This is a genomic window from Stutzerimonas stutzeri, from assembly GCF_024448715.1.
GTDB lineage: Bacteria > Pseudomonadota > Gammaproteobacteria > Pseudomonadales > Pseudomonadaceae > Stutzerimonas > Stutzerimonas stutzeri_AR.
In genome coordinates this window covers 456274-474511 of the sequence record NZ_JAMOHZ010000005.1, presented here as the reverse complement: position 1 = coordinate 474511, position 18238 = coordinate 456274, and the positions used below count along the sequence as shown (strand labels likewise).

Annotated in this window: 20 protein-coding genes and 2 pseudogenes; 13 read left to right on the top strand and 9 right to left on the bottom strand. The window is 61.4% G+C overall.

What is annotated here, in order from left to right; all coding sequences use genetic code 11:
* Together NAV33_RS14100 and NAV33_RS14095 are read left to right on the top strand one after the other, a co-directional pair.
* Positions 1–268, top strand: a pseudogene (locus NAV33_RS14100) (hypothetical protein); the annotation flags it as partial.
* Between the two features lie 25 nt (positions 269–293).
* Positions 294–1034, top strand: a complete 741-nt coding sequence (locus tag NAV33_RS14095; RefSeq protein WP_255981042.1) for a TetR/AcrR family transcriptional regulator — start codon at positions 294–296, stop codon at positions 1032–1034.
* Positions 1035–1106: 72 nt separating this feature from the next.
* On the opposite strand, the gene NAV33_RS14090 is transcribed toward NAV33_RS14095, so the two are convergent.
* Together NAV33_RS14090 and NAV33_RS14085 are read right to left on the bottom strand one after the other, a co-directional pair.
* Positions 1107–1703: a 2-hydroxychromene-2-carboxylate isomerase gene (locus NAV33_RS14090; protein ID WP_255981040.1), complete on the bottom strand. Its 597-nt coding sequence runs from the start codon at positions 1701–1703 to the stop codon at positions 1107–1109.
* A gap of 26 nt (positions 1704–1729) precedes the next feature.
* The gene (locus NAV33_RS14085; protein ID WP_255981038.1) at positions 1730–2461 is read right to left on the bottom strand and encodes an SDR family oxidoreductase; all 732 of its coding nucleotides are present in this window, start codon (positions 2459–2461) and stop codon (positions 1730–1732) included.
* A gap of 91 nt (positions 2462–2552) precedes the next feature.
* Between NAV33_RS14085 and NAV33_RS14080 the strand changes: the two genes are divergently transcribed.
* Both NAV33_RS14080 and NAV33_RS14075 read left to right on the top strand, forming a co-directional pair.
* Positions 2553–3125, top strand: a complete 573-nt coding sequence (locus NAV33_RS14080) for a TetR/AcrR family transcriptional regulator (protein WP_255981036.1) — start codon at positions 2553–2555, stop codon at positions 3123–3125.
* A gap of 276 nt (positions 3126–3401) precedes the next feature.
* The gene (locus tag NAV33_RS14075) at positions 3402–5030 is read left to right on the top strand and encodes a methyl-accepting chemotaxis protein (RefSeq protein WP_255981034.1); all 1629 of its coding nucleotides are present in this window, start codon (positions 3402–3404) and stop codon (positions 5028–5030) included.
* 154 nt (positions 5031–5184) lie between these two features.
* Here the strand turns inward: NAV33_RS14075 and NAV33_RS14070 are convergent, their stop codons facing one another.
* Positions 5185–6144 carry a ribonuclease Z gene (locus tag NAV33_RS14070; protein ID WP_255981032.1) on the bottom strand — a complete coding sequence of 320 codons (960 nt, stop codon included), beginning with the start codon at positions 6142–6144 and terminating at the stop codon, positions 5185–5187.
* Between the two features lie 209 nt (positions 6145–6353).
* Between NAV33_RS14070 and NAV33_RS14065 the strand changes: the two genes are divergently transcribed.
* Together NAV33_RS14065 and NAV33_RS14060 are read left to right on the top strand one after the other, a co-directional pair.
* Positions 6354–7136 (top strand): sulfite exporter TauE/SafE family protein, encoded by a 783-nt coding sequence (locus NAV33_RS14065; RefSeq protein WP_255981030.1) that lies wholly within the window; start codon positions 6354–6356, stop codon positions 7134–7136.
* Positions 7137–7209: 73 nt separating this feature from the next.
* A pseudogene (locus NAV33_RS14060) lies at positions 7210–7954 on the top strand (Mut7-C RNAse domain-containing protein).
* A gap of 289 nt (positions 7955–8243) precedes the next feature.
* Here the strand turns inward: NAV33_RS14060 and NAV33_RS14055 are convergent.
* Complete coding sequence (locus NAV33_RS14055) at positions 8244–8669, bottom strand: VOC family protein (RefSeq protein ID WP_255981028.1); 426 nt, start codon at positions 8667–8669, stop codon at positions 8244–8246.
* Between the two features lie 19 nt (positions 8670–8688).
* Positions 8689–9108 carry a YciI family protein gene (locus NAV33_RS14050; protein ID WP_255981026.1) on the bottom strand — a complete coding sequence of 140 codons (420 nt, stop codon included), beginning with the start codon at positions 9106–9108 and terminating at the stop codon, positions 8689–8691.
* Between the two features lie 278 nt (positions 9109–9386).
* On the opposite strand from NAV33_RS14050, the gene NAV33_RS14045 reads away from it, so the two are divergent.
* From NAV33_RS14045 to NAV33_RS14035, 3 genes are all read left to right on the top strand, one after another.
* Positions 9387–9917 (top strand): DUF3455 domain-containing protein, encoded by a 531-nt coding sequence (locus tag NAV33_RS14045; RefSeq protein WP_181101809.1) that lies wholly within the window; start codon positions 9387–9389, stop codon positions 9915–9917.
* Positions 9918–10026: 109 nt separating this feature from the next.
* Positions 10027–10593, top strand: coding sequence for a sigma-70 family RNA polymerase sigma factor (locus NAV33_RS14040; protein WP_255981073.1), 567 nt, complete (start codon positions 10027–10029; stop codon positions 10591–10593).
* The gene (locus tag NAV33_RS14035; protein ID WP_255981024.1) at positions 10590–11312 is read left to right on the top strand and encodes an anti-sigma factor; all 723 of its coding nucleotides are present in this window, start codon (positions 10590–10592) and stop codon (positions 11310–11312) included. Before NAV33_RS14040 ends, NAV33_RS14035 begins: the two co-directional genes overlap by 4 nt.
* 6 nt (positions 11313–11318) lie before the next feature.
* On the opposite strand, the gene NAV33_RS14030 is transcribed toward NAV33_RS14035, so the two are convergent.
* Positions 11319–12023 (bottom strand): glutathione S-transferase N-terminal domain-containing protein, encoded by a 705-nt coding sequence (locus tag NAV33_RS14030; RefSeq protein ID WP_255981022.1) that lies wholly within the window; start codon positions 12021–12023, stop codon positions 11319–11321.
* 219 nt (positions 12024–12242) lie between these two features.
* Here NAV33_RS14030 and NAV33_RS14025 point away from each other — a divergent pair, with 219 nt between their 5' ends.
* Positions 12243–13610, top strand: coding sequence for a GntP family permease (locus NAV33_RS14025; protein WP_255981020.1), 1368 nt, complete (start codon positions 12243–12245; stop codon positions 13608–13610).
* Between the two features lie 68 nt (positions 13611–13678).
* Here NAV33_RS14025 and NAV33_RS14020 read toward each other — a convergent pair whose 3' ends face one another.
* On the bottom strand, positions 13679–14920 hold the full coding sequence (locus NAV33_RS14020) for a M20/M25/M40 family metallo-hydrolase (RefSeq protein ID WP_255981018.1): 1242 nt from the start codon (positions 14918–14920) through the stop codon (positions 13679–13681).
* 205 nt (positions 14921–15125) lie between these two features.
* On the opposite strand from NAV33_RS14020, the gene NAV33_RS14015 reads away from it, so the two are divergent.
* A complete protein-coding gene (locus NAV33_RS14015) occupies positions 15126–15569 on the top strand; it encodes an HIT family protein (RefSeq protein WP_255981016.1) in 444 nt (147 codons plus the stop codon).
* 227 nt (positions 15570–15796) lie between these two features.
* Here NAV33_RS14015 and NAV33_RS14010 read toward each other — a convergent pair whose 3' ends face one another.
* Together NAV33_RS14010 and NAV33_RS14005 are read right to left on the bottom strand one after the other, a co-directional pair.
* On the bottom strand, positions 15797–17062 hold the full coding sequence (locus NAV33_RS14010; protein WP_255981014.1) for a DUF445 domain-containing protein: 1266 nt from the start codon (positions 17060–17062) through the stop codon (positions 15797–15799).
* A gap of 125 nt (positions 17063–17187) precedes the next feature.
* The gene (locus tag NAV33_RS14005; protein ID WP_255981013.1) at positions 17188–17580 is read right to left on the bottom strand and encodes a hypothetical protein; all 393 of its coding nucleotides are present in this window, start codon (positions 17578–17580) and stop codon (positions 17188–17190) included.
* Positions 17581–17780: 200 nt separating this feature from the next.
* Here NAV33_RS14005 and NAV33_RS14000 point away from each other — a divergent pair, with 200 nt between their 5' ends.
* Together NAV33_RS14000 and NAV33_RS13995 are read left to right on the top strand one after the other, a co-directional pair.
* Positions 17781–17933, top strand: coding sequence for a hypothetical protein (locus tag NAV33_RS14000; RefSeq protein WP_255981011.1), 153 nt, complete (start codon positions 17781–17783; stop codon positions 17931–17933).
* 73 nt (positions 17934–18006) lie between these two features.
* Positions 18007–18228 (top strand): hypothetical protein, encoded by a 222-nt coding sequence (locus tag NAV33_RS13995; protein ID WP_255981010.1) that lies wholly within the window; start codon positions 18007–18009, stop codon positions 18226–18228.
* Positions 18229–18238 lie beyond the last annotated feature (10 nt).

The following is an 18238-nucleotide window of genomic DNA, read 5'->3' as shown; positions in this document are numbered from 1 at the left end:
TGGCGCCACGGCGATCGGCTGGAACGGCGTCTATCTCTCCGAGGTTGCCCGCCTGGCGCCGCCGGGCACGGCAGGCCTGTACACGGGCGGCACGCTGTTCTTCACCTATTTCGGCGTGGTCGCCGGCCCGCCATTGTTTGCTCTGATCGCCGAGGCGAGCGGTTCGCTGGCCAGTGGCTATGCCGTCTTTGGCGTGCTGCTGCTGGCCATCGGCCTGCTGCTCGGGCACTTCGCCCGGCGCCCGGTACCCGCTACCGGCTCGCTCTGAGCCCAACTCGTCCCACGGAGGAAGCATGTCCGCACGGTCCTATCTTGATCTCGCAGGGCTCGAGGCCGATGTGCTCGATGCGCGACGCACGAGCTTTGGCGGCAAGCTCTGTGTACACCCGCGTCAGATCCAGCCGATCAACAAATCGACCGCGGCTGAGCCGCGCGACCAGCTCAAGCAGGCAGCCGAGCGGTTGTTCGCCGAACGCGGCTTTCACCGTCTCAGTCTGCGCCAGTTGGCGGCCGAGGTTGGTTTGCATCCAGGCTCGCTGTACGCCCACTTCGACAGCAAAGACAGTCTGCTTCAGGAGCTCATCGAGGATGGCTACGACGCTTTGCTTGAGAGCGCCCGTTCCAGCCTGCATCGCGCGCCGCGCGATGGAGCGCTCGAAGCCCTGGTTCGCAATCACTTGGCATTCCGGAGCGCCCATCCGTGCTGGTTCTTCCTTGCGGCGGTGGAGCGACGCCACCTTCCGGCGCCGCGGCAGGCCGAGATCCTTTGCTATGAGCGTGATTATGAGGGGCTGTTCGTGCGGGCTCTGAGCACCTATACCGATTCCGATGACCAGCACACCCACGCCGCGGTACGCCAGTTGCTACGCCTGCTCGACGCTTTATTACCCCACGACGAAGCGTCTGGGGCTCCTTCGCAACCCAACGACTGGGCGAGCGATCTGGCCTGGCTGGCTGTGCAGCGATTGGCGCACGGAGCGCTTGCCGCGCCGGGACGCACAACCGTTGGTGGCTCGGGCATCACTGGGACCTGATAGCTCCTTGTATCGGAGCTCTGTAGCATCCTGCTGCATATACCGATGGCTCGGCGTGCGCTCGCTAGGCGGTCACGCTTCGCCCAGCGCCGCACGCACAAACTCCAGGCGATCCTGACCAAAGAACAATTCACCGTCGACAAAGAAGCTCGGTGCGCCAAACACGCCGCGTTGCACGGCTTCGTCCGTGTTTGCCTTGAGCATCGTCTTGATCTCCCCGTTCTGCAGCATCGCTTCGAACTGCTCAGGATTCAGGCCGGCCTGCTGTAGTACTTCGGCAATGACGGCCGGGTCCGCCAGGTTGCGGTTTTCAATCCATAGCGCGCGGAACATGGCGTCGAGGTAGCGAGGGAAAGCGTCTGGCTGTATCGCCAGGTAGCCCATGGCTCCGCGCATCAGACTCAACGTATTGATCGGGAAGTGCTGGTTGAAGACGAAGGGCACGCCGTAGCGACGGGCGTGGCGCTGCAGGTCGGCGAGCATGTAGCGGCCTTTCGCCGGGACGGTCGCTGGGGAGGTATTGCCGGTGGCCTGGAACACGCCGCCGAGCAGCATCGGGCGATAGTGCAATTGGGCCCCGGTGCGCTCGCATAACGCTGGCAACTGGGTCCAGGCGAGATAGGTCGCCGGGCTGCCGAGATCGAAGAAGAACTCCACGGTCTTGTTCATTGTTCATTTCTCCATTGATGGGTGGCTTACCAGCGCTCGATCCAGGGGCGCAGGTCGAGTTCGAAAGTCCAGGCATCGCGTGGCTGGCTGTGCAGATGCCAATAGTTGTCGGCGATGTGCTCGGGGTTGAGGATGCCGTCCTGATCCTTTAGTGCGTAGCGTTCGGGGAAGCTGTCGCGGATGAAGTCGGTATCGATGGCGCCATCGACCACCACGTGGGCGACGTGAATGTTCATCGGGCCCAATTCGCGCGCCATGCTCTGCGCCAACGCGCGAATGCCGTGCTTGGCGCCTGCGAACGCGGCGAAACCGGCGGAGCCGCGAAGCCCGGCCGTGGCGCCGGTAAAAAGGATGGTGCCGCGCCCGCGCGCGACCATTCGCTTGGCCACCGCCTGGCTAGTGAGAAAGCCGGCGAAGCAGGCCATTTCCCAAATCTTGAAATACTTGCGGGCGGTCTCTTCGAGGATGCTGCAAGGCACGTTCGCACCGATGTTGAACACCATCACCTCGATCGCGCCGATATCGCGCTCGATGGTCTCGATCAACTGGGCGACATCGTCTTCCTTGCGTGCATCGGAGGCGAAGCCGTGAGCGCGACCGCCCTCGGCGATTATCTGATCGACCAGCGGTTGCAGCTTGTCGGCGCTGCGTCGGGTGACGCAGGCGATGTATCCCTCACGGGCAAAACGCCGCGCAATGGCACCACCGGTTGAATCTCCGGCACCGATAACCAGGGCGACGCGATTGTTGTTATCCATGGGCTCGCTCTCTTGCTAAACGATCGTTAGGTAAACGAACGTTATGTTACGCTCGACTCATCGTCAAGCGACACTCACGAGGTTGTGCTGCATGCGTTATTCCTCCAGCCACAAGCAAGAGACCCGACAGCGTCTGGTCGAAAGCAGCGGTGCCATTGCCAAGCGCGGCGGCTTCGCTACCACAGGCGTCGATGGTCTGATGAAAGCCATCGGTCTGACCGGGGGCGCTTTCTACAGCCACTTCCCCTCCAAGAACGACCTATTCACCGAAGTGGTGCGTCGCGAGCTGTCGCAAAGCACAATCCTTGCCCGCGAAGGCGGCTTGACCCGGCAGACGCTAGAGCGCTGTCTGGACAGCTACCTGAGCCTGGCCCATCTGCATAACCCGGAGGCTGGCTGCGCGATCCCGGCGCTCGGCGCGGAGATTGCCCGTGCTGATATTCAAGTGCGGGAGGAGGCCGAGCACTGGCTGTCTACGTTGCAACAGGCCTGGGCAAGCGCCCTGGGGGATGGCCAATTGGCCTGGGCGCTGATTGCGCAATGCGTTGGCGCATTGGTCGTAGCCCGCATGCTGGCCAGCGAAGAGACCCAGCGTGAGGTGCTCGACGCGAGTCGCAGCGTGCTGCATACGGCGCTGGGGCAACGTGCGAAACAGACGCGCTAGGGTGGGAGGCAATTTACTGCACCGCGTACGAGATCGCTGAGCCTGTAAGGCATCGTCATGATGCTCAGCCTCAGATGCGATCCTTCCCATCAAACCGCGGAATGGCCCGGATCTCGGCCCTCTCGGCTCTGGCTTCGATTAAACGGAATGGCACCTTCGGATAATACGAACACCGATTGGCCGATTATTTGTAATGGATAGGCGCTCGATGCCGATAGCGTTACTCCCAAGTCGGCAGGTGCCGTTGGGCTGATCCAGACAAAAAGAGGGTTTCCCATGTTGATAAGACGCCTGAAGGTCGGCCCTCGCGCTGTGCTCGGCTTTTCTGCAGTGGCATTGCTCGTAATCATTCTTGGGCTATTCGCCCAGAGCCAGATGAAAAGCATCCGCGCGACTACGGTCGAGGTCATGGACAACACGCTGCCCAGCTTCGTGTCGCTAGGTTCGATCAGCGAAGCCATGCTACGTCTGCGGATCATTTCCTTCCGCATTCTGGTCGATCGCGAGGCCGAGCAGTTGCGCAGCACCATCGCCCGCGGCGATGAGCTGGTAGCGGAGCTCGACACGTTGGTAAAGGCGTATTCCAAACTCGTTGTCACCGATGCCGAGAAGTCTCAGTTCAATCTCTTCGAGCAGGCCCTGCAAGACTACATCGGCATCCACAAGCGGCTGGTCGAAGTCTCCGGCTCTGGCGATGTCGAAAGCGTGCGGTCACTGTTAGGCGGTGAATACACAGAGCTCTCTATCAAACTGGGCGCGCAGCTCAAGACGTTGGTGAAGATCAACAATGCCAATGCCGAAGCGTTCGCTGCGCTGTCTCAATCCCAATACGAACACTCCAACATTGGTGTGTTTGCGTCGATGGGCGTAGCCGTTGCACTGACCATTCTGCTGGCGTACCTGTTCACGCGCAGCATCGTTGCGCCGCTGAGCGAGGCTGTGAAGGCGGCCGAGGCGGTTGCCCAAGGTGACCTCACTTATCCAATCCAGGTCAACGGTGATGATGAACCGGCCCGTCTGCTCGGTGCACTGCATGGCATGCAGCAAAGCCTCAAAGGCACTATCCAGCGCATCGTCGATTCGTCGATGCAGCTCGCCTCGGCCGCTGAAGAGCTCAACGCAGTGACCGAGAATTCAACCAAAGTGCTTTTGCAGCAGAATCAGGAAATCGAGCAGGCCGCGACGGCCGTGAATGAGATGACCGCGGCGGTGGACGAAGTGGCTGGAAATGCCACCGCGACGTCCGAGGCTTCACGCGACGCCGACCGCACGGCAGGGCACGGGCGTCAGCAAGTCGACCAGACCATCACCTCTATTAATGACGTGGCAAACAGCGCCGGCGAAACCGTTGAGCAGGTTACTCAGTTGGCCGAGCGGGTGCGTGGCATCAGCTCGGTGCTCGACGTGATCCGCGCCATTGCCGATCAAACGAACCTGCTGGCGCTCAATGCCGCCATTGAAGCGGCGCGGGCGGGTGAAGCCGGTCGCGGATTCGCCGTAGTGGCCGATGAAGTTCGGGCGCTGGCGCACCGGACCCAGCAATCTACCCAAGAGATCGAGCAGATGATCGTCGGCACCCAACAGGGCACCGACCAAGCCATGTCGTCCATGCAGATCAGCAACCGGCGTGCTCAGGAAACCCTGACTATCGCGCGCGCCGCTGGCGAAGCGCTGCAGCAGATTACAGAAGCCTTCAGCCAGATCACCGAGCGCAACCTGGTCATTGCAAGTGCGTCGGAGGAACAAGCTCAGGTTGCCCGCGAAGTCGACCGAAACTTGGTGAACATCCGCGACTTGGCCATGCAGACGTCGGCCGGTGCCCACCAGACCAGTACTGCCAGCCAGGAACTTGCGCGACTGGCGGTTGACCTGAACGGGCTGGTCACACGCTTCAAACTGGCATGACGCCGCGCTGCATGCCTATGCAGTGACGCTTAGTTGGCGTCAGCTTGCGGCTTGAGGCTAGACCGGTAAGCAGAGCGCCGGTGATCAGCGCCGCAATGGAACCCACAATGGTGACGCGACCGCCGGTGGTCGCGTTGCGCACGATAGGCGCGAGTCAGGAACCAAGCTTTACCTCGCCATCTCTCCCCACGCTCAACCGGAGGAAGTCCTCCGCCAAAAACAGCGTTCCTTCATAGAACCTCGCCGCCTCCGTCCGGATATCCTCGATCGACAAACCTCGATCTGGATCGCTCTGATACCGCGCGCTGAAGTGTGTGAGCACCAGGTTGGGAACCCCGACTGCCTGCGCGAAGGTCGCTACCTGCGCAGCGGTGCTATGGCCGAAGTCGGCCTTGCCAGCTTCGGCGATGGTTTGGGTGTAGGTCGCTTCGTGAACCAGGAGCTGGGCGTTCTGGCAGGCTTCACGGAGCAGCTCGGGGCGGTCATTGTCGCCGCTGATAACGATGCGCCGCGGTGCGCGCGAGAACAATTGGTAGTCCTCGCTGCGTAGCGTGCAGTCATCATGTTCGACATCGAAACCGCGAGCCAATCGGCCCCAGAGCGGGCCGCGGGGAATCCCGTCGCGGTCGAGTTTGTCGATGTCCAGGCGTGGATCAGGGCGGGCTTCGGTGAAGCTATAACCCCAGCTCGGCACGCGATGGGAGAGGGCGGTGGCCTCGACGCGTACCTGTGGATTGCGCCATTCCTTGAGCGTTTCGGTGGAATGGAAGTGCAATTCGTAGGGGAGCCAGGTCTGGCTCATCTCAAGAGTGGCGCGCACCCAGCCTTCAATAGCGGTCGGTGCGATGATGTCGAGTGGTTCCTTCCGGCGTGCCATGCCCGCACTGGCGAGCAGGCCAGGCAGCCCGAAGCAATGGTCGCCGTGCACATGGGTGATGAATATCGCCCGTAGCCCGTGCAGCGTCAGTGATGTGCGCAGCAGCTGATGCTGTGTGCCTTCGCCGCAATCGATCAGGTACCAGCCCTTGCCGCTGTCTTCGAGCAGTGCCAGGCCGCTGACATTGCGGGCCTTGGTGGGCGTGCCGGATGAGGTGCCGAGAAATAGCAGATCCACGTGCAGGCTCCATCGTTCTTCGTGCCGTCGAGTATGTCGAATCGGATCGTTGTAGATAAGCGCTTCATTCTTCACGTATCGCCGCAGTACGTCGGCATATGCTTTTTAGCTACTAAGAAAGCACGAACTTATATTAAGGATTGCTAACGGACCCCGTTATGCTGGCCGCCATCGACACGGCCCCGCTGGGCCCCTTTTGAGAATGAACGATGGAATTCGGTGTTTTTGGTTTCGTAGTAGCCGGCCTGTTAGTTGGATTTATCGTTGGCATGACAGGTGTCGGCGGCGGCTCGTTGATGACGCCCATTCTATTGTGGTTCGGCGTTAACCCAGCGGCGGCGGTGGGCACCGACCTGCTCTACGCGGCTATCACCAAAGCAGGCGGCGTCTGGGTTCACCAGAAAAACCGCAACATCGACTGGGGCATCACTGGCTGGCTCGCGCTGGGCAGCGTACCTGCGGCGGCGCTCATGCTCTGGATATTGAAAGGGCTACATGCCGATCAGGACGCGCTCAACGCGATCATCAAACAGTCCTTGGGCATCGTATTGGTGCTCACTGCGCTGGCGGTACTGTTCAAGAAACAATTGCTGGCATTCGCGTCCCGCCTGTCCGGCCCGACCCCGCGGTTGTCACCGCGCGGCCTGAATGTGCTGACGGTGGTGGTTGGGATAGTGCTCGGCGCAGTAGTGACACTGACCTCGATCGGCGCCGGCGCCTTGGGCACCGTGGCACTGTTCTTTCTCTATCCGCTGCTGGCCACGCGTCGCCTGGTGGGAACGGAGATCGCCCATGCCGTGCCGCTGACGCTGGTCGCAGGTCTTGGGCACGCCAGCATGGGCAATATGGATTGGACGATCCTGGCTTACCTTCTGGTGGGTTCGTTGCCGGGCATCTATCTGGGCAGCAACCTGTCTGGCCGAGTACCCGAAACCGTTTTGCGCCCGTGCCTTGCGGTAATGCTGGCGGCCATCGGCTATAAGTTGATCTGACCGCAGCCACTTTCGGGGGCGCGACGCCCGCGCTTCGTACGGAGACAATCGCGGCTGGCGTTGCCAAACAAGCATGACCACCGCCACCTTTCGCTTCTATGCCAGGCTCAACGAATTTCTGCCCGCCGAGCGCCGCGGGCAGGCGTTCAGCTGTTCATGCGCGCGTGCCGCGACCACCAAGCACATGATCGAGGCTCTCGGCGTGCCGCACACCGAGGTGGCGTTGGTGCTGATCAACGGTCAGCCGGCCGGGTTCCACCGGTCGATCGAGAACGGTGATCGGATCGTCGTGTATCCCAAGTTCGAGCGCCTGGACATCAGCAGTCTGGCGCCCCGTGCAGCCGCTGCCGAACGGTCGACCACGCTTCGTCGCCGATGCTCACCTGGGTGGTTTGGCACGGCTGCTGCGCCTGGCCGGGTTCGACACACTCTATGACAACGGCTATGAAGACGCGGCGATGGTCGAGCTGGCAAACCGCGAAGGTCGCGTGCTGCTGACCCGTGATCGTGCACTGCTCATGCACCGAGTGGTGGCGCACGGCTGCTACGTGTATGCCCTCAAGCCGGCGATACAGCTGAAAGAATTGTACGACCGGTTGGATCTCACAGCCCACGCGCGGCCCTTCAGTCTGTGCATGAGCTGCAACGCGCCCCTGCGTGCAGTCGACAAACAGACCGTGTTTGAGCGCTTGCCGCCACGAGTGCAAGAACGCCATGAGCGCTTTCTGACCTGTGACTGCTGCGCTCGGATCTACTGGGAGGGCTCGCATTGGCAGGATATGCGCGCCTTGCTCGATTCCATGAATGTCAGCGATTGACAGCGCATCCGCTGCTGCCAATCGCCATGACGACCGCCTCGGCTATAGCATTTCCCTAACCTCCACGGAGTCGCTTATGCGCCGCCAATCGCCTATCTGTATTCCGCCATTGCCGTGCTGACCACTGGCGTCGCCTGCATGGCGATCGGCCTTGCCTCCGAGGCGAAGACCTTTCTCTGGATGGCGCCCGGCTTTATCGCGCCGGGGCTGGTCCTGGCTCTGCTCGCCATGCATCGACGGGCCCGCTGATCGCCCGCTATACCTCGACGACAATCACTTGTCCAAGTGGCTAAGGCTGTTCGCAATTGACCATCCAGGACACCCCGAAGCGGTCTGTCAGCATGCCGAAGCGCTCAGCCCAGAAGGTTTTCTCCAACGGCATCACGATCTGTCCGCCTTCGGCCAGCCCGCCGAACACGCGTTCACCCTCGGCCACGCTGGCAGGATGCAGCGAAATGGAACAACCCTTGACGCCTTCGTATGCGCCGCCGCCACAGGCTGGGTCGCCAGGCATGGTGTCAGATGCCATCAACTGATAATCGCCCAGATTCAGGCAAACATGCATGATTCGCTCTCGGTGTTCGGCTGGGAAATGCTCAGCCTCCGGTGCCTGGGCGAAGGTGATCATTTCCAGCGTGCCGCCCAGCACTTTCTGGTAGAGCGTAAAGGCGTCGCGTGCCTGGCCGTCGAAGGTGAGGTAAGGGGTAATTTTCATGCGCTATCTCCTGGTCCGATTACTGGGCTATCTGTGTGCGAAGGCGTTCTTCCTGCTCGCGCAATTCGGGCGTGAATTCGGCGCCGAAGTCCTCGGCTTCGAACACCTGACGGATCTCGATTTCCGATTCGCCGATGGCTGATGCCGGGCAACGCGTCACCCAATCAATGGCGTCTTGCAACGATGCGGTCTGGAACAGCCAATAGCCGGCGATCAGTTCGCGGGTTTCGATGAAGGGACCGTCCACCACCGACGTTTGCCCCTCGCTGAAGCGCACCCGCGCACCCCGGCGACTCGGATGCAAGCCTTCTCCGCCCAGCAGTACACCGGCATTTGCCAATTCTTCGTTGTATTGGCCCATGGCTGCGAGAATCTCCTCACTAGGCATCACGCCTGCTTCGGTATCGCGGTTGGCCTTGATCATCACCATGAATCGCATCGTCTGACTCCTTTATCGGATGGGAGAAAACAGCCTAGACGGATCTGCACGAATTTCCGCCGGCTTTGATCATTGGTCGAGTGGAAAAGACCAAAATCGACACGACGACGAAATTTTCTTTGCCATCGCAATAAACGGGTGCCAAACCCTTCAGTTAATTAGGGCGGTTGGAGACTCCGAAAATATTTCTGCAAGGCCTGCATCCGATTCGATTTCTCGCGGGTAGTACAGGTAGCGGCAAGATTTGCCGCCCCCCTGATCACTATCGGAGATTCATAATGGACGCGAAAAAGATCCTCTGCCTGACCGGACTTTCCTTGGCGCTCGGCTGCTCGGCCAATGCCTTCGCCAAAATGGACGTACCCGACGCCGTCAAGGTCCCGGATGGCCACACCGTCAGCATGGAAACCCGCGGCGTCGGCAAGATCACCTACGAATGCCAAGCCAAAGCCGATATGCCCGAAAAAATGGAGTGGGTGTTCATCGGCCCCAAAGCCGCGCTCAATGATCGCAGCGGCAAGCAGGTCGGCAGCTACTACGGCCCGCCTGCCACCTGGGAAGCGGCGGATGGTTCTGCGATAACCGGCACCCAGGTTGCGGTAGCTCCAGCTGGCGAGGGCAACATCCCGTATCAGTTGGTCAAGGCCAACCCCGCCGAAGGCGACGGTGCGATGAAGGGCGTCAGCTACATTCAGCGCGTGGCGACCAAGGGCGGCGTAGCGCCTGCGGCAACCTGCGATGCAGCCAGCAAGGGCGAGCGCCAGATCGTGGATTATCAGGCCGACTACCTGTTCTGGACCAGCAAGTGAGTCCAGCACAGCGGGCAAGTCGCTCGATATGAGCGTTAAACGCCTCTATGCTTCACAGAAGCCCCGGCCTGCGCGCCGGGGCAATCACAATCAGCCAGTGGCGGGTCAATTGTCAGCAGCGTCCTCATCCCCGTTTGACTACGAAGCAGCCCTGCGCGCGTGTGCTCGCGGCGAGCGCTCGGCATTACAGAAACTGTATGAACAGGAAAGCCCGCGCCTGCTCGGCGTGGTTCAGCGCATCGTGCGAGACGCCGCACTGGCGGAGGACATCGTGCATGACGCCTTCATCCGCATCTGGAACAAAGCGGCAACCTATGACCAGACGCGCGGCTCGGCCCGTGGTTGGATCTTCAGCGTGACCCGCCACCTCGCCCTCAACGCAGTGCGCAACGATGCCCGGCAGACGCAGTTGGACCCAGACGAGGACGGCGAAACCAGCCACGCAGCCATCGACGGTTGGCAGGAACAGACCGACGCCTTCGATTGGCGAGTCAATTCCGGCCGGATCGAAGCCTGTCTCGAACAACTGGAACCGGTGCGCCGCAACTGTGTGTTTCACGCTTATGTCGACGGCTATTCCCATCAGGAGATTGCCCAGCGCCTGGGCGCTCCGCTGGGCACGGTAAAGGCCTGGATTCGCCGCAGCCTGACCGCCCTTCGCGAGTGCATCGGATGAATACCGAACTCAACGACAGCGGCGAAAGCCTGCATGAATTGGCCGGCGAATACGTTCTCGGCACCTTGCCTGCGTTGCAGCGGGAGGACGTCGAACGGCGTTTGCCGGTCGAGCCCGAACTGCAAGCCGCCGTGGATTATTGGGAAGCACGCCTGTTGCACCTGACAGATCTGGTGGAGCCGCAAACGCCGTCGCCGCGCCTGTGGACTCGTATAGAACGTACCTTGGATGCTCACCAGACCGCACCGGTGCCGCGTAACCATCAAATGAAGTGGTGGGACAACCTATCGCTCTGGCGAGGTTTCGCCGCCGCTGGCATGGCCGCGACACTGGTATTGGGCACGTTGCTGCTTACCCGCACCACGCCGGAATCATCGCCGACCTGGCTGGTGGTGCTCGCCACTCCGCAGGGTCTTGCCCCCGGTTGGGTGATGCAGGCCAGCAACCAATCACGGGAAATCGAACTGATCCCCCTCGGCGTTACCGAGCTGCCGCCGGACAAAGCGTTACAGCTCTGGACCAAGGCCGAAGGCTGGCAGGCGCCGGTCTCGCTCGGATTGGTCAAACCCGGCGAGCCGGTGAAGATTCGCCTCGACGAACTGCCGCCGCTGCAGCCCAATCAGCTGTTCGAACTCACGCTCGAACAACCAACTGGCTCGCCAACCGGCAAGCCGACTGGGCCGATCCAGTTCATCGGGCGCGCGGCGAAGGTGATCTGACAGCTCTCACCCGCGCGGCGGAATATTCAGCCCTTTGGCGACAGCGGGCCGCGCGACAAAAGCATCCAGCACGCGCTGCACATTGCTGAAACGCTCGAACTCCACCAGCTCGCGCGCCTCGTAAAAGCCCACCAGATTGCGCACCCAGGGGAAAGTAGCGATATCGGCGATGCTGTAGCGGCCGCCCATGAGCCATTCCCGGCCTTCGAGGCGCTTGTCGAGCACGCCCAGCAACCGCTGGGTTTCCGCGAGGTAACGGTCGCGCGGGCGCTTGTCCTCGTAGTCCTTGCCAGCGAATTTGTGGAAGAAGCCGAGCTGGCCGAACATTGGCCCGATGCCGCCCATTTGGAACATCAGCCATTGAATCGTCTCGTAGCGGGCCGCCGTGTCCTCCGGCATGAGCTGACCCGTCTTGTCTGCTAGGTACAGCAGAATCGCCCCGGATTCGAACAGTGTCAGCGGCTTACCGTCCGGTCCGTTCGGGTCGAGGATCGCCGGGATCTTGTTGTTCGGGTTCAGTGAAAGGAATTCCTGCGACAGCTGATCGTTGGTCTCGAAGCTGACCAGATGTGCCTCGTAGGGCAGGCCGGTCTCCTCCAGCATGATCGACGCCTTTACCCCGTTGGGCGTGGGCAGTGAATAGAGCTGCAAGCGCTCCGGGTAGCTGGCAGGCCATTTCTGGGTGATGGGGAAGGCGGATAAATCGGACATAGCGAGCATGCTCTCCATACGATGGGGAATTGAGAATAGCTCACCCTTTGGCGCAGTTGGTCGAGTGGGGAACGAGGGGCGCGGTTCTCAGTTGGTCGGGCCAGCCATTGCGCGGGCGCCTCGATGGCTTCGGGCGTCTCCGACAAGCTGCACTATGCTCAACGCAGCGCAGGCGTCGGCGCCTGTCGCGTTCCGGACCATTACACGAGGCGTTCGACCATGGTGCTGATCCTCATTCTGTTGTTGCTGATTGCCTTCATTGTGTATTCCACGGTGAGCTGGAAGCTGCATCCCTTTCTGGCACTGCTGGCAGCGGCAATTCTTGCCGGCTTCGCCTATCAAGTCCCGACTGCGGAGATCCTCAAAACGGTCGCGACCGGCTTCGGTGGCATACTCGGCTACATCGGTATCGTCATTGCCTTAGGCACCATCATTGGCGTCATCCTCGAACGCTCCGGCGCGGCGATCACCATGGCCGAAAGCGTGATTCGCCTGCTGGGTGAACGCTTTCCTACGCTGACGCTATCGATCATCGGCTATCTGGTGTCGATCCCGGTGTTTTGCGACTCCGGCTACGTCATCCTTAACTCGCTGAAGAATGCACTGGCGGCGCGAATGAAGGTCTCGGTGGTGGCGATGAGTGTGGCGCTGGCCACCGGCCTGTACGCCACCCACACCTTCGTGCCGCCGACGCCGGGCCCGATTGCCGCCGCAGGCAATCTGGGCTTGGAAGACTCGCTGGGGCTGGTGATTGCCGTCGGCCTTCTGGTATCGGCAATCGCTGCGCTGGCCGGGCTGTTCTGGGCCAACCGCTTTCTCAAGCAGGACGATCGCGAGCTGCTGGACGAAGCGCCCAGCGAGCTGCTCGCCGAAGACGTGGACTTCGACAGCCTGCGCGCCCGCTACGGCACCTTGCCCACCGCCTGGCAGGCCTTCGCGCCCATCTTCATACCTATCGCGCTGATCTGTATTGGCTCGGTCGTTGCGCTGCCGGGCAGACCGCTGGGCGAAGGCTTGGTGTTTTCGGTGCTGAGCTTTCTCGGCCAGCCGGTCGCTGCTTTGCTGATCGGCCTGGGCTTCGCCTGCACGCTGCTCAAGGGCGAGAACAAGCGTCAGCAGTTCCATGATCAGGTCGCTGCGGGCATCGTCGCCGCGGCGCCGATTCTACTCATCACCGGTGCCGGCGGTGCCTTTGGCGCAATGCTGAAAATCACCCCACTGGGCGACTACCTGGGCCAGAGCCTGTCGGCGCTGGGGATCGGCCTGTTCATGCCCTTCATCGTCTCCGCCGCGCTGAAGACCGCGCAGGGCTCTACCACCGTTGCGCTGGTCACCACATCGGCCATGGTCGCGCCGCTGCTCGGCAGCCTCGGTTTGGATAGTGAAATGGGTCGGGTGCTCACGGTCATGGCCATCGGCGCGGGCGGTATGACCGTGTCCCATGCCAACGACAGCTTCTTCTGGGTGGTCTCGCAATTCAGCCGGATGAAGGTGTCCACCGCCTACCGCGCGCAAACCATGGCGACGCTGGTCCAAGGCGTGGTGGGTATGGCGGTGGTCTGGCTGTTGGGGTTGGTGCTGCTCTGATGCCTCTTTGATCGGTCAGGACGAACCACACCGGAGGCGGGCAGCGACCCCGGTGTGGCACGTATCAACTATTGACTCTCGCCAGACAATGTTTTGATCATCGCCACCGTCAGATACAGGCGCGGCGCGATGCTGGCGAGTTCCAGGTATTCCTCATCCGAATGCAGGCCGGCACCGACCACACCCATGGTTTCCAGTACGGCAGGCTTGTCGCTGTCCGGCACATAGGCGTAGCCGGCATCGGTGCCGAAACGCATGGCGATGGGTTCGATGTTCTTACCGATTTCTCCGTAGAGCTCTTTCGCAGTCTCGGCCAGATGCGCCGAACCAGCATTCTTCGCCAGCGGCGGCCGGCCCTTATCGATGCGCAGTTCAACCGTCGTGTCCTCAATCAGCTGGTCTTTGACAATTCGCTGAGCATCGGCCAGGACGCGGTCGTACTCACTCAGATCGGAATAACGCATGTCGGCCTCGGCGGCGGCGCTGTCAGGGATGATGTTTCGCTTCTCGCCACCCTTGATCATCGTCCAGTTAACCGTGGTGCCCTTGTCCGGATCGCCCAAATCCCTGAGCTGCACCAGTTGGTGGGCGAGCTCCATGACGGCGTTGCGGCCTTCTTCTGGCGCCGATCCGGCGTGTGAGGATTTGCCCTTTACTTCGAGCATCACGGCATTGATGCCGTTGGTTGCGGTGGTCACGGCATCCTTGTCTGGCGGCTCGTAGGAAAAGACGTAATCGTGCTTGCGGGCGAGCTCGCCGATAATTTTCTTCGAGCCCGACGAACCCATTTCCTCGTCGGGGTTGAACAGCACGGTGATAGTCCCGAAGCCATCGAAGTTCTGCTCCTTCAGCAACTTGAGTGAATGCAGGATCATCGCGACACCGCCTTTGGCATCAGCGACGCCCGGCCCATACGCGCGTTGCTCATCCATGCGGAACGGCCGCTCGGCGGCGGTGCCTTCGCCGAATACCGTGTCGTAGTGAACCATCAACAGGAAATCCTTCGTGCCCGAGCCTTTCAGCGTGCCAACGATATTGTCGCCAGCCGAGGGCGTGGCGGGCGTGGTCGTGACTGTCGCACCCAGCGCTTCGAGACGCTTGACCAGCATCTGGCTGACTGTGGCGAGCCCTTTTTCCTGGCCCGTACCGGTGTCGACGGCGACCAGTTCTTTCACCGTTTCGAGATAAGGCTTTCGCTCGGCTTCGGCCTGTTCGAGCAGCTCGGCGGGCTTGAGATCGGCGGCAAGGCCGTTCAGGGAAAAGAAGCACAGGGCAATAGCAGCAGCGAGCGGGGAGGGACGGACGTGCATTGGGGGAACCTCAGATCACATGGGGTGGTGAGGTTGAGAGGGTTCCCTGAAGTGCATCGTTCCGGCGGGTCAGACGATTTAAGCGCGCGCTTTAGCAGAAGTTAAATGCAACGGCCGCGGGCGCATCGCTTTTCGGCTCATCGAGGCCTGTGCTTTAGCATCGCACCGTATATGGTTCATAGATGATTCCCTGACGGAGACCTTTATGAGCCTCACCACCGCCTACGATCCTCAAAACATCTTCGCCCAGATCATTCGTGGCGATGCGCCTTGCTACAAGCTCTACGAGGACGACGATGTGCTTGCCTTCCTTGATTTATTTCCGCAGTCCTACGGCCATACGTTAGTGATTCCGAAGCGCTCCGCTGCCTGCAATATCCTCGATGTGGACACCGAGGCGCTGGGCAAAGTGATGGCGGTGGTGCAGAAGCTCACTCGTGTAATCGTCGACGAACTGCAGCCCGATGGCGTACAGGTCGCGCAGTTCAATGGCGCGCCGGCGGGGCAGACGGTATTTCATATTCATGTGCATATCGTGCCGCGCTATTCAGGCGAGGGGCTGGGCATCCATGCGGCGGGCAAGGCCGAGCCTGCGGAGTTGAAGAAGTTGCAGGCACGGTTGGTGCAGCGGCTGGCGCAGCGAGGGTAGGGAGTGCCGGAAAGCCTCCGCTTTAGCGCCATTTCGACCGAGGGGCTTGTTTGGTGGGCTGAAGCCCACCCTACGGCCTACCTGGCCCGACGCACCTAACCGGCCGCCAGTCGGTAGGGTGGGCTTCAGCCCACCAGTGCCGCCAGCCTCGTTGGTGGGCTAAAGCGGAGCGCCGCCCGGCCCACCCTACGGCCGATTACCGAGAGATAAAGCCTCGCCGGTCGCACCTAGCCCGCCGCCAGTTGCGTCAGCGCATGCAGCACCAGCCCGACCAGCCCACCAACCAGGGTGCCGTTGATGCGGATGTATTGCAGGTCCTTGCCGACGCTCTGTTCCATTTGCTCGACCAGTTCGCGGCTCTCCCAGTTCTCCACGCGCTGGGCGATGTATTTGCCGATCTGCCCGCGATAGCGCTCAAGCATCGCCGGTGCGGCAGTCATCAGCTGTTCGTTGATCCAGTTGCGCATTGAGGTATCGGCGGCAAGGGAATCGCCCAAGCCTCGCGTCAGCTTGACGATGCGCTGGCCGATGCGTGAGTCGGGGCTTTCCAGGTCCGCTTGCAACCAAACGGTCAACTCTTGCCAAAGCGTCTGGATGTACTCGGTGGTGGCCGGATGTTCAAGCAGCTGGGCGACGAGGCGCTCGATTTCCAGGCGATAGGCCGGGTCATGCTTGAGACGCTCCACATACTCAGCGACGTGCTCGTCGAAACGCTCGCGCAACGGATGATTCGGGTCGCCTGCGACTTCGGCAATGACTGCCGAAACGCCATCGACGAATTTGTTCGCCGACCAGCCGCCCACCGCTTTGCCGAGGCCCAGATAGCGCAAGGTACGGACCTCGGCGGTGATGGCCTCGGCGACCAGCGCGCGGGTGTCGTCGTCCTGCAGAAGGGCATCGATCTTGATCAGCGCTTCATCGAGCATCGCCTGGTGCTTGCCCTGGCGAGTGAGCATTTCAAGTACCTGACCGCATACAGGCGCCAGATCGACCTTGCGAACACGATTGATCAGCTTGCCTTGAATGAAGTCCCGCACACGCTCGTCGCGTAGCGAATCGACGCCGAAGCGGGCCATGCCGGTGAGTTGCCGACCGACCGCTTCGGCATTGGCCGGATGGCGCAGCCAGTTGGCCAGGCGGCCGCCGAGATCGAGCGCTTCGAGTTTGGCCAGCACCAGTGATGTCGCGAGAAAATGGGTGGTGATGAAACTCGACAGATTGCGACCGATGCGCGCCTTGCTGCGCGGGATGATCGCCGTGTGCGGAATGGGCAAGCCGAGCGGATGGCGGAACAGTGCGGTGACGGCGAACCAATCGGCAATCGCACCGACCATTGCGGCTTCGGCGAACGAGGCGAGATAGCCCCACGCGGCGTGGCGTGGTTCCAGGGCGGTGGCGATGACGTAGAGCAGGGCGGCGAGCAGTAGCAGAAGGCCAGCGACCCACTTCATGCGTGTAACCGGGGTTTGCCAGCGTTGTTGCAGAGGGCTCATGCGATGCCTCTTGTGCGGCGAATGGAGGGCGGCGCTCAGGCGTATCGGGAAGGGGCCGACGGGTCCGCCTATACAGAACAGACCCGGATAGCGAGGTGAGGGTTCGACATTTGCAGGCGTGCGGCTTACTCCTCGTCGTCTTCCTCGCGCAGCAGGACGTAGCTGTCGTCTTCCAGGCGCTCGCAGACGTAGAACATGCTGATGGTGCCGTCCTGCTCGGTCACAGCGGCGTAGTCATCGGCCTCGACCGTGAAGAAACCCTTGGAGTCGGAACCGGATTCGCTGGCGAACACGGCGGTGAAAAAAGCGTCTTCCGGCATGCCGTCGAAGTAGTCGGCGCGAGCCTTGGCATCCCATTCCTGTGGCGGTTGGAATTGCCCGGTGATGATGACGCGGGCGTCGCCCATGTCCTGTTCTTCGCCGTCAGGATCGCTTTCATGGGCGCGGTAGATGGTGCAGCTCAGGGCATTCGGGTCGGCCAGAATGCTGTCGCGCGAAGGTGTTTGGGTGGCAGGCATGGCAGGCAGCTCCGGACAAAGATGGGATTGTCGGCAGTGTGGTGGAGTCCTGGGGTCGCTGCAATCTCAAGTTGGGCGAGGCGGCGCATCTTTTCATCGCCGCGGGACGATCGGACCGCCGGCAAGCGGGCAGGCGAACGCGATTAGCCGGCTGTTGCTCCAATCGGTAGACCCTATCGAACCACTGCAACGAGGTAGCTATGAGCCAGAGCGATCAGACTCAGCGTGAGCAAGACAAGCAGGCCGACGACCTGCCGGACGTCACCATGACCGACGCCGGCGATAAGGAAGCCGGTGAGGATCCGGATTTCGACGACACTGAAATTGAAGGCGACGACGACAGCCGGGGCTAGTCCGCTAATGCTCGATTGCCGCGATGTCTGCACGTCGAGTCCATACGTTTAGTCACGGAAACAGGAGCGCAGCATGGACAAATACCACGTGAACCCCACCCCGATGGGTTGGGAGCTGACCGACCCGCAATCACAGGAAACGCTGCTGCGTACCCTGACCAAGGATGAAATGTTCACCGAACTGGACAGGCTCATGGCCGACAAAACCGCCTCGGTCGAGATCTATCGGCGCGACGGTGGGCTCGAGGAAGAGCGGCCATATCCAGGAAGCTATCATCCGGTGTCGACCCGCTAGATTCATGGCA

What these genes read in the sequence shown, in the direction of transcription:
- NAV33_RS14095 (WP_255981042.1), top strand. Translation starts at nt 294, where the DNA reads ATGTCCGCACGGTCCTATCTTGATCTCGCAGGGCTCGAGGCCGATGTG.
- NAV33_RS14090 (WP_255981040.1), bottom strand. Translation starts at nt 1,703, where the DNA reads ATGAACAAGACCGTGGAGTTCTTCTTCGATCTCGGCAGCCCGGCGACC.
- NAV33_RS14085 (WP_255981038.1), bottom strand. Translation starts at nt 2,461, where the DNA reads ATGGATAACAACAATCGCGTCGCCCTGGTTATCGGTGCCGGAGATTCA.
- NAV33_RS14080 (WP_255981036.1), top strand. Translation starts at nt 2,553, where the DNA reads ATGCGTTATTCCTCCAGCCACAAGCAAGAGACCCGACAGCGTCTGGTC.
- NAV33_RS14075 (WP_255981034.1), top strand. Translation starts at nt 3,402, where the DNA reads ATGTTGATAAGACGCCTGAAGGTCGGCCCTCGCGCTGTGCTCGGCTTT.
- NAV33_RS14065 (WP_255981030.1), top strand. Translation starts at nt 6,354, where the DNA reads ATGGAATTCGGTGTTTTTGGTTTCGTAGTAGCCGGCCTGTTAGTTGGA.
- NAV33_RS14055 (WP_255981028.1), bottom strand. Translation starts at nt 8,669, where the DNA reads ATGAAAATTACCCCTTACCTCACCTTCGACGGCCAGGCACGCGACGCC.
- NAV33_RS14050 (WP_255981026.1), bottom strand. Translation starts at nt 9,108, where the DNA reads ATGCGATTCATGGTGATGATCAAGGCCAACCGCGATACCGAAGCAGGC.
- NAV33_RS14045 (WP_181101809.1), top strand. Translation starts at nt 9,387, where the DNA reads ATGGACGCGAAAAAGATCCTCTGCCTGACCGGACTTTCCTTGGCGCTC.
- NAV33_RS14035 (WP_255981024.1), top strand. Translation starts at nt 10,590, where the DNA reads ATGAATACCGAACTCAACGACAGCGGCGAAAGCCTGCATGAATTGGCC.
- NAV33_RS14030 (WP_255981022.1), bottom strand. Translation starts at nt 12,023, where the DNA reads ATGTCCGATTTATCCGCCTTCCCCATCACCCAGAAATGGCCTGCCAGC.
- NAV33_RS14025 (WP_255981020.1), top strand. Translation starts at nt 12,243, where the DNA reads ATGGTGCTGATCCTCATTCTGTTGTTGCTGATTGCCTTCATTGTGTAT.
- NAV33_RS14020 (WP_255981018.1), bottom strand. Translation starts at nt 14,920, where the DNA reads ATGCACGTCCGTCCCTCCCCGCTCGCTGCTGCTATTGCCCTGTGCTTC.
- NAV33_RS14015 (WP_255981016.1), top strand. Translation starts at nt 15,126, where the DNA reads ATGAGCCTCACCACCGCCTACGATCCTCAAAACATCTTCGCCCAGATC.
- NAV33_RS14010 (WP_255981014.1), bottom strand. Translation starts at nt 17,062, where the DNA reads ATGAGCCCTCTGCAACAACGCTGGCAAACCCCGGTTACACGCATGAAG.
- NAV33_RS14005 (WP_255981013.1), bottom strand. Translation starts at nt 17,580, where the DNA reads ATGCCTGCCACCCAAACACCTTCGCGCGACAGCATTCTGGCCGACCCG.
- NAV33_RS14000 (WP_255981011.1), top strand. Translation starts at nt 17,781, where the DNA reads ATGAGCCAGAGCGATCAGACTCAGCGTGAGCAAGACAAGCAGGCCGAC.
- NAV33_RS13995 (WP_255981010.1), top strand. Translation starts at nt 18,007, where the DNA reads ATGGACAAATACCACGTGAACCCCACCCCGATGGGTTGGGAGCTGACC.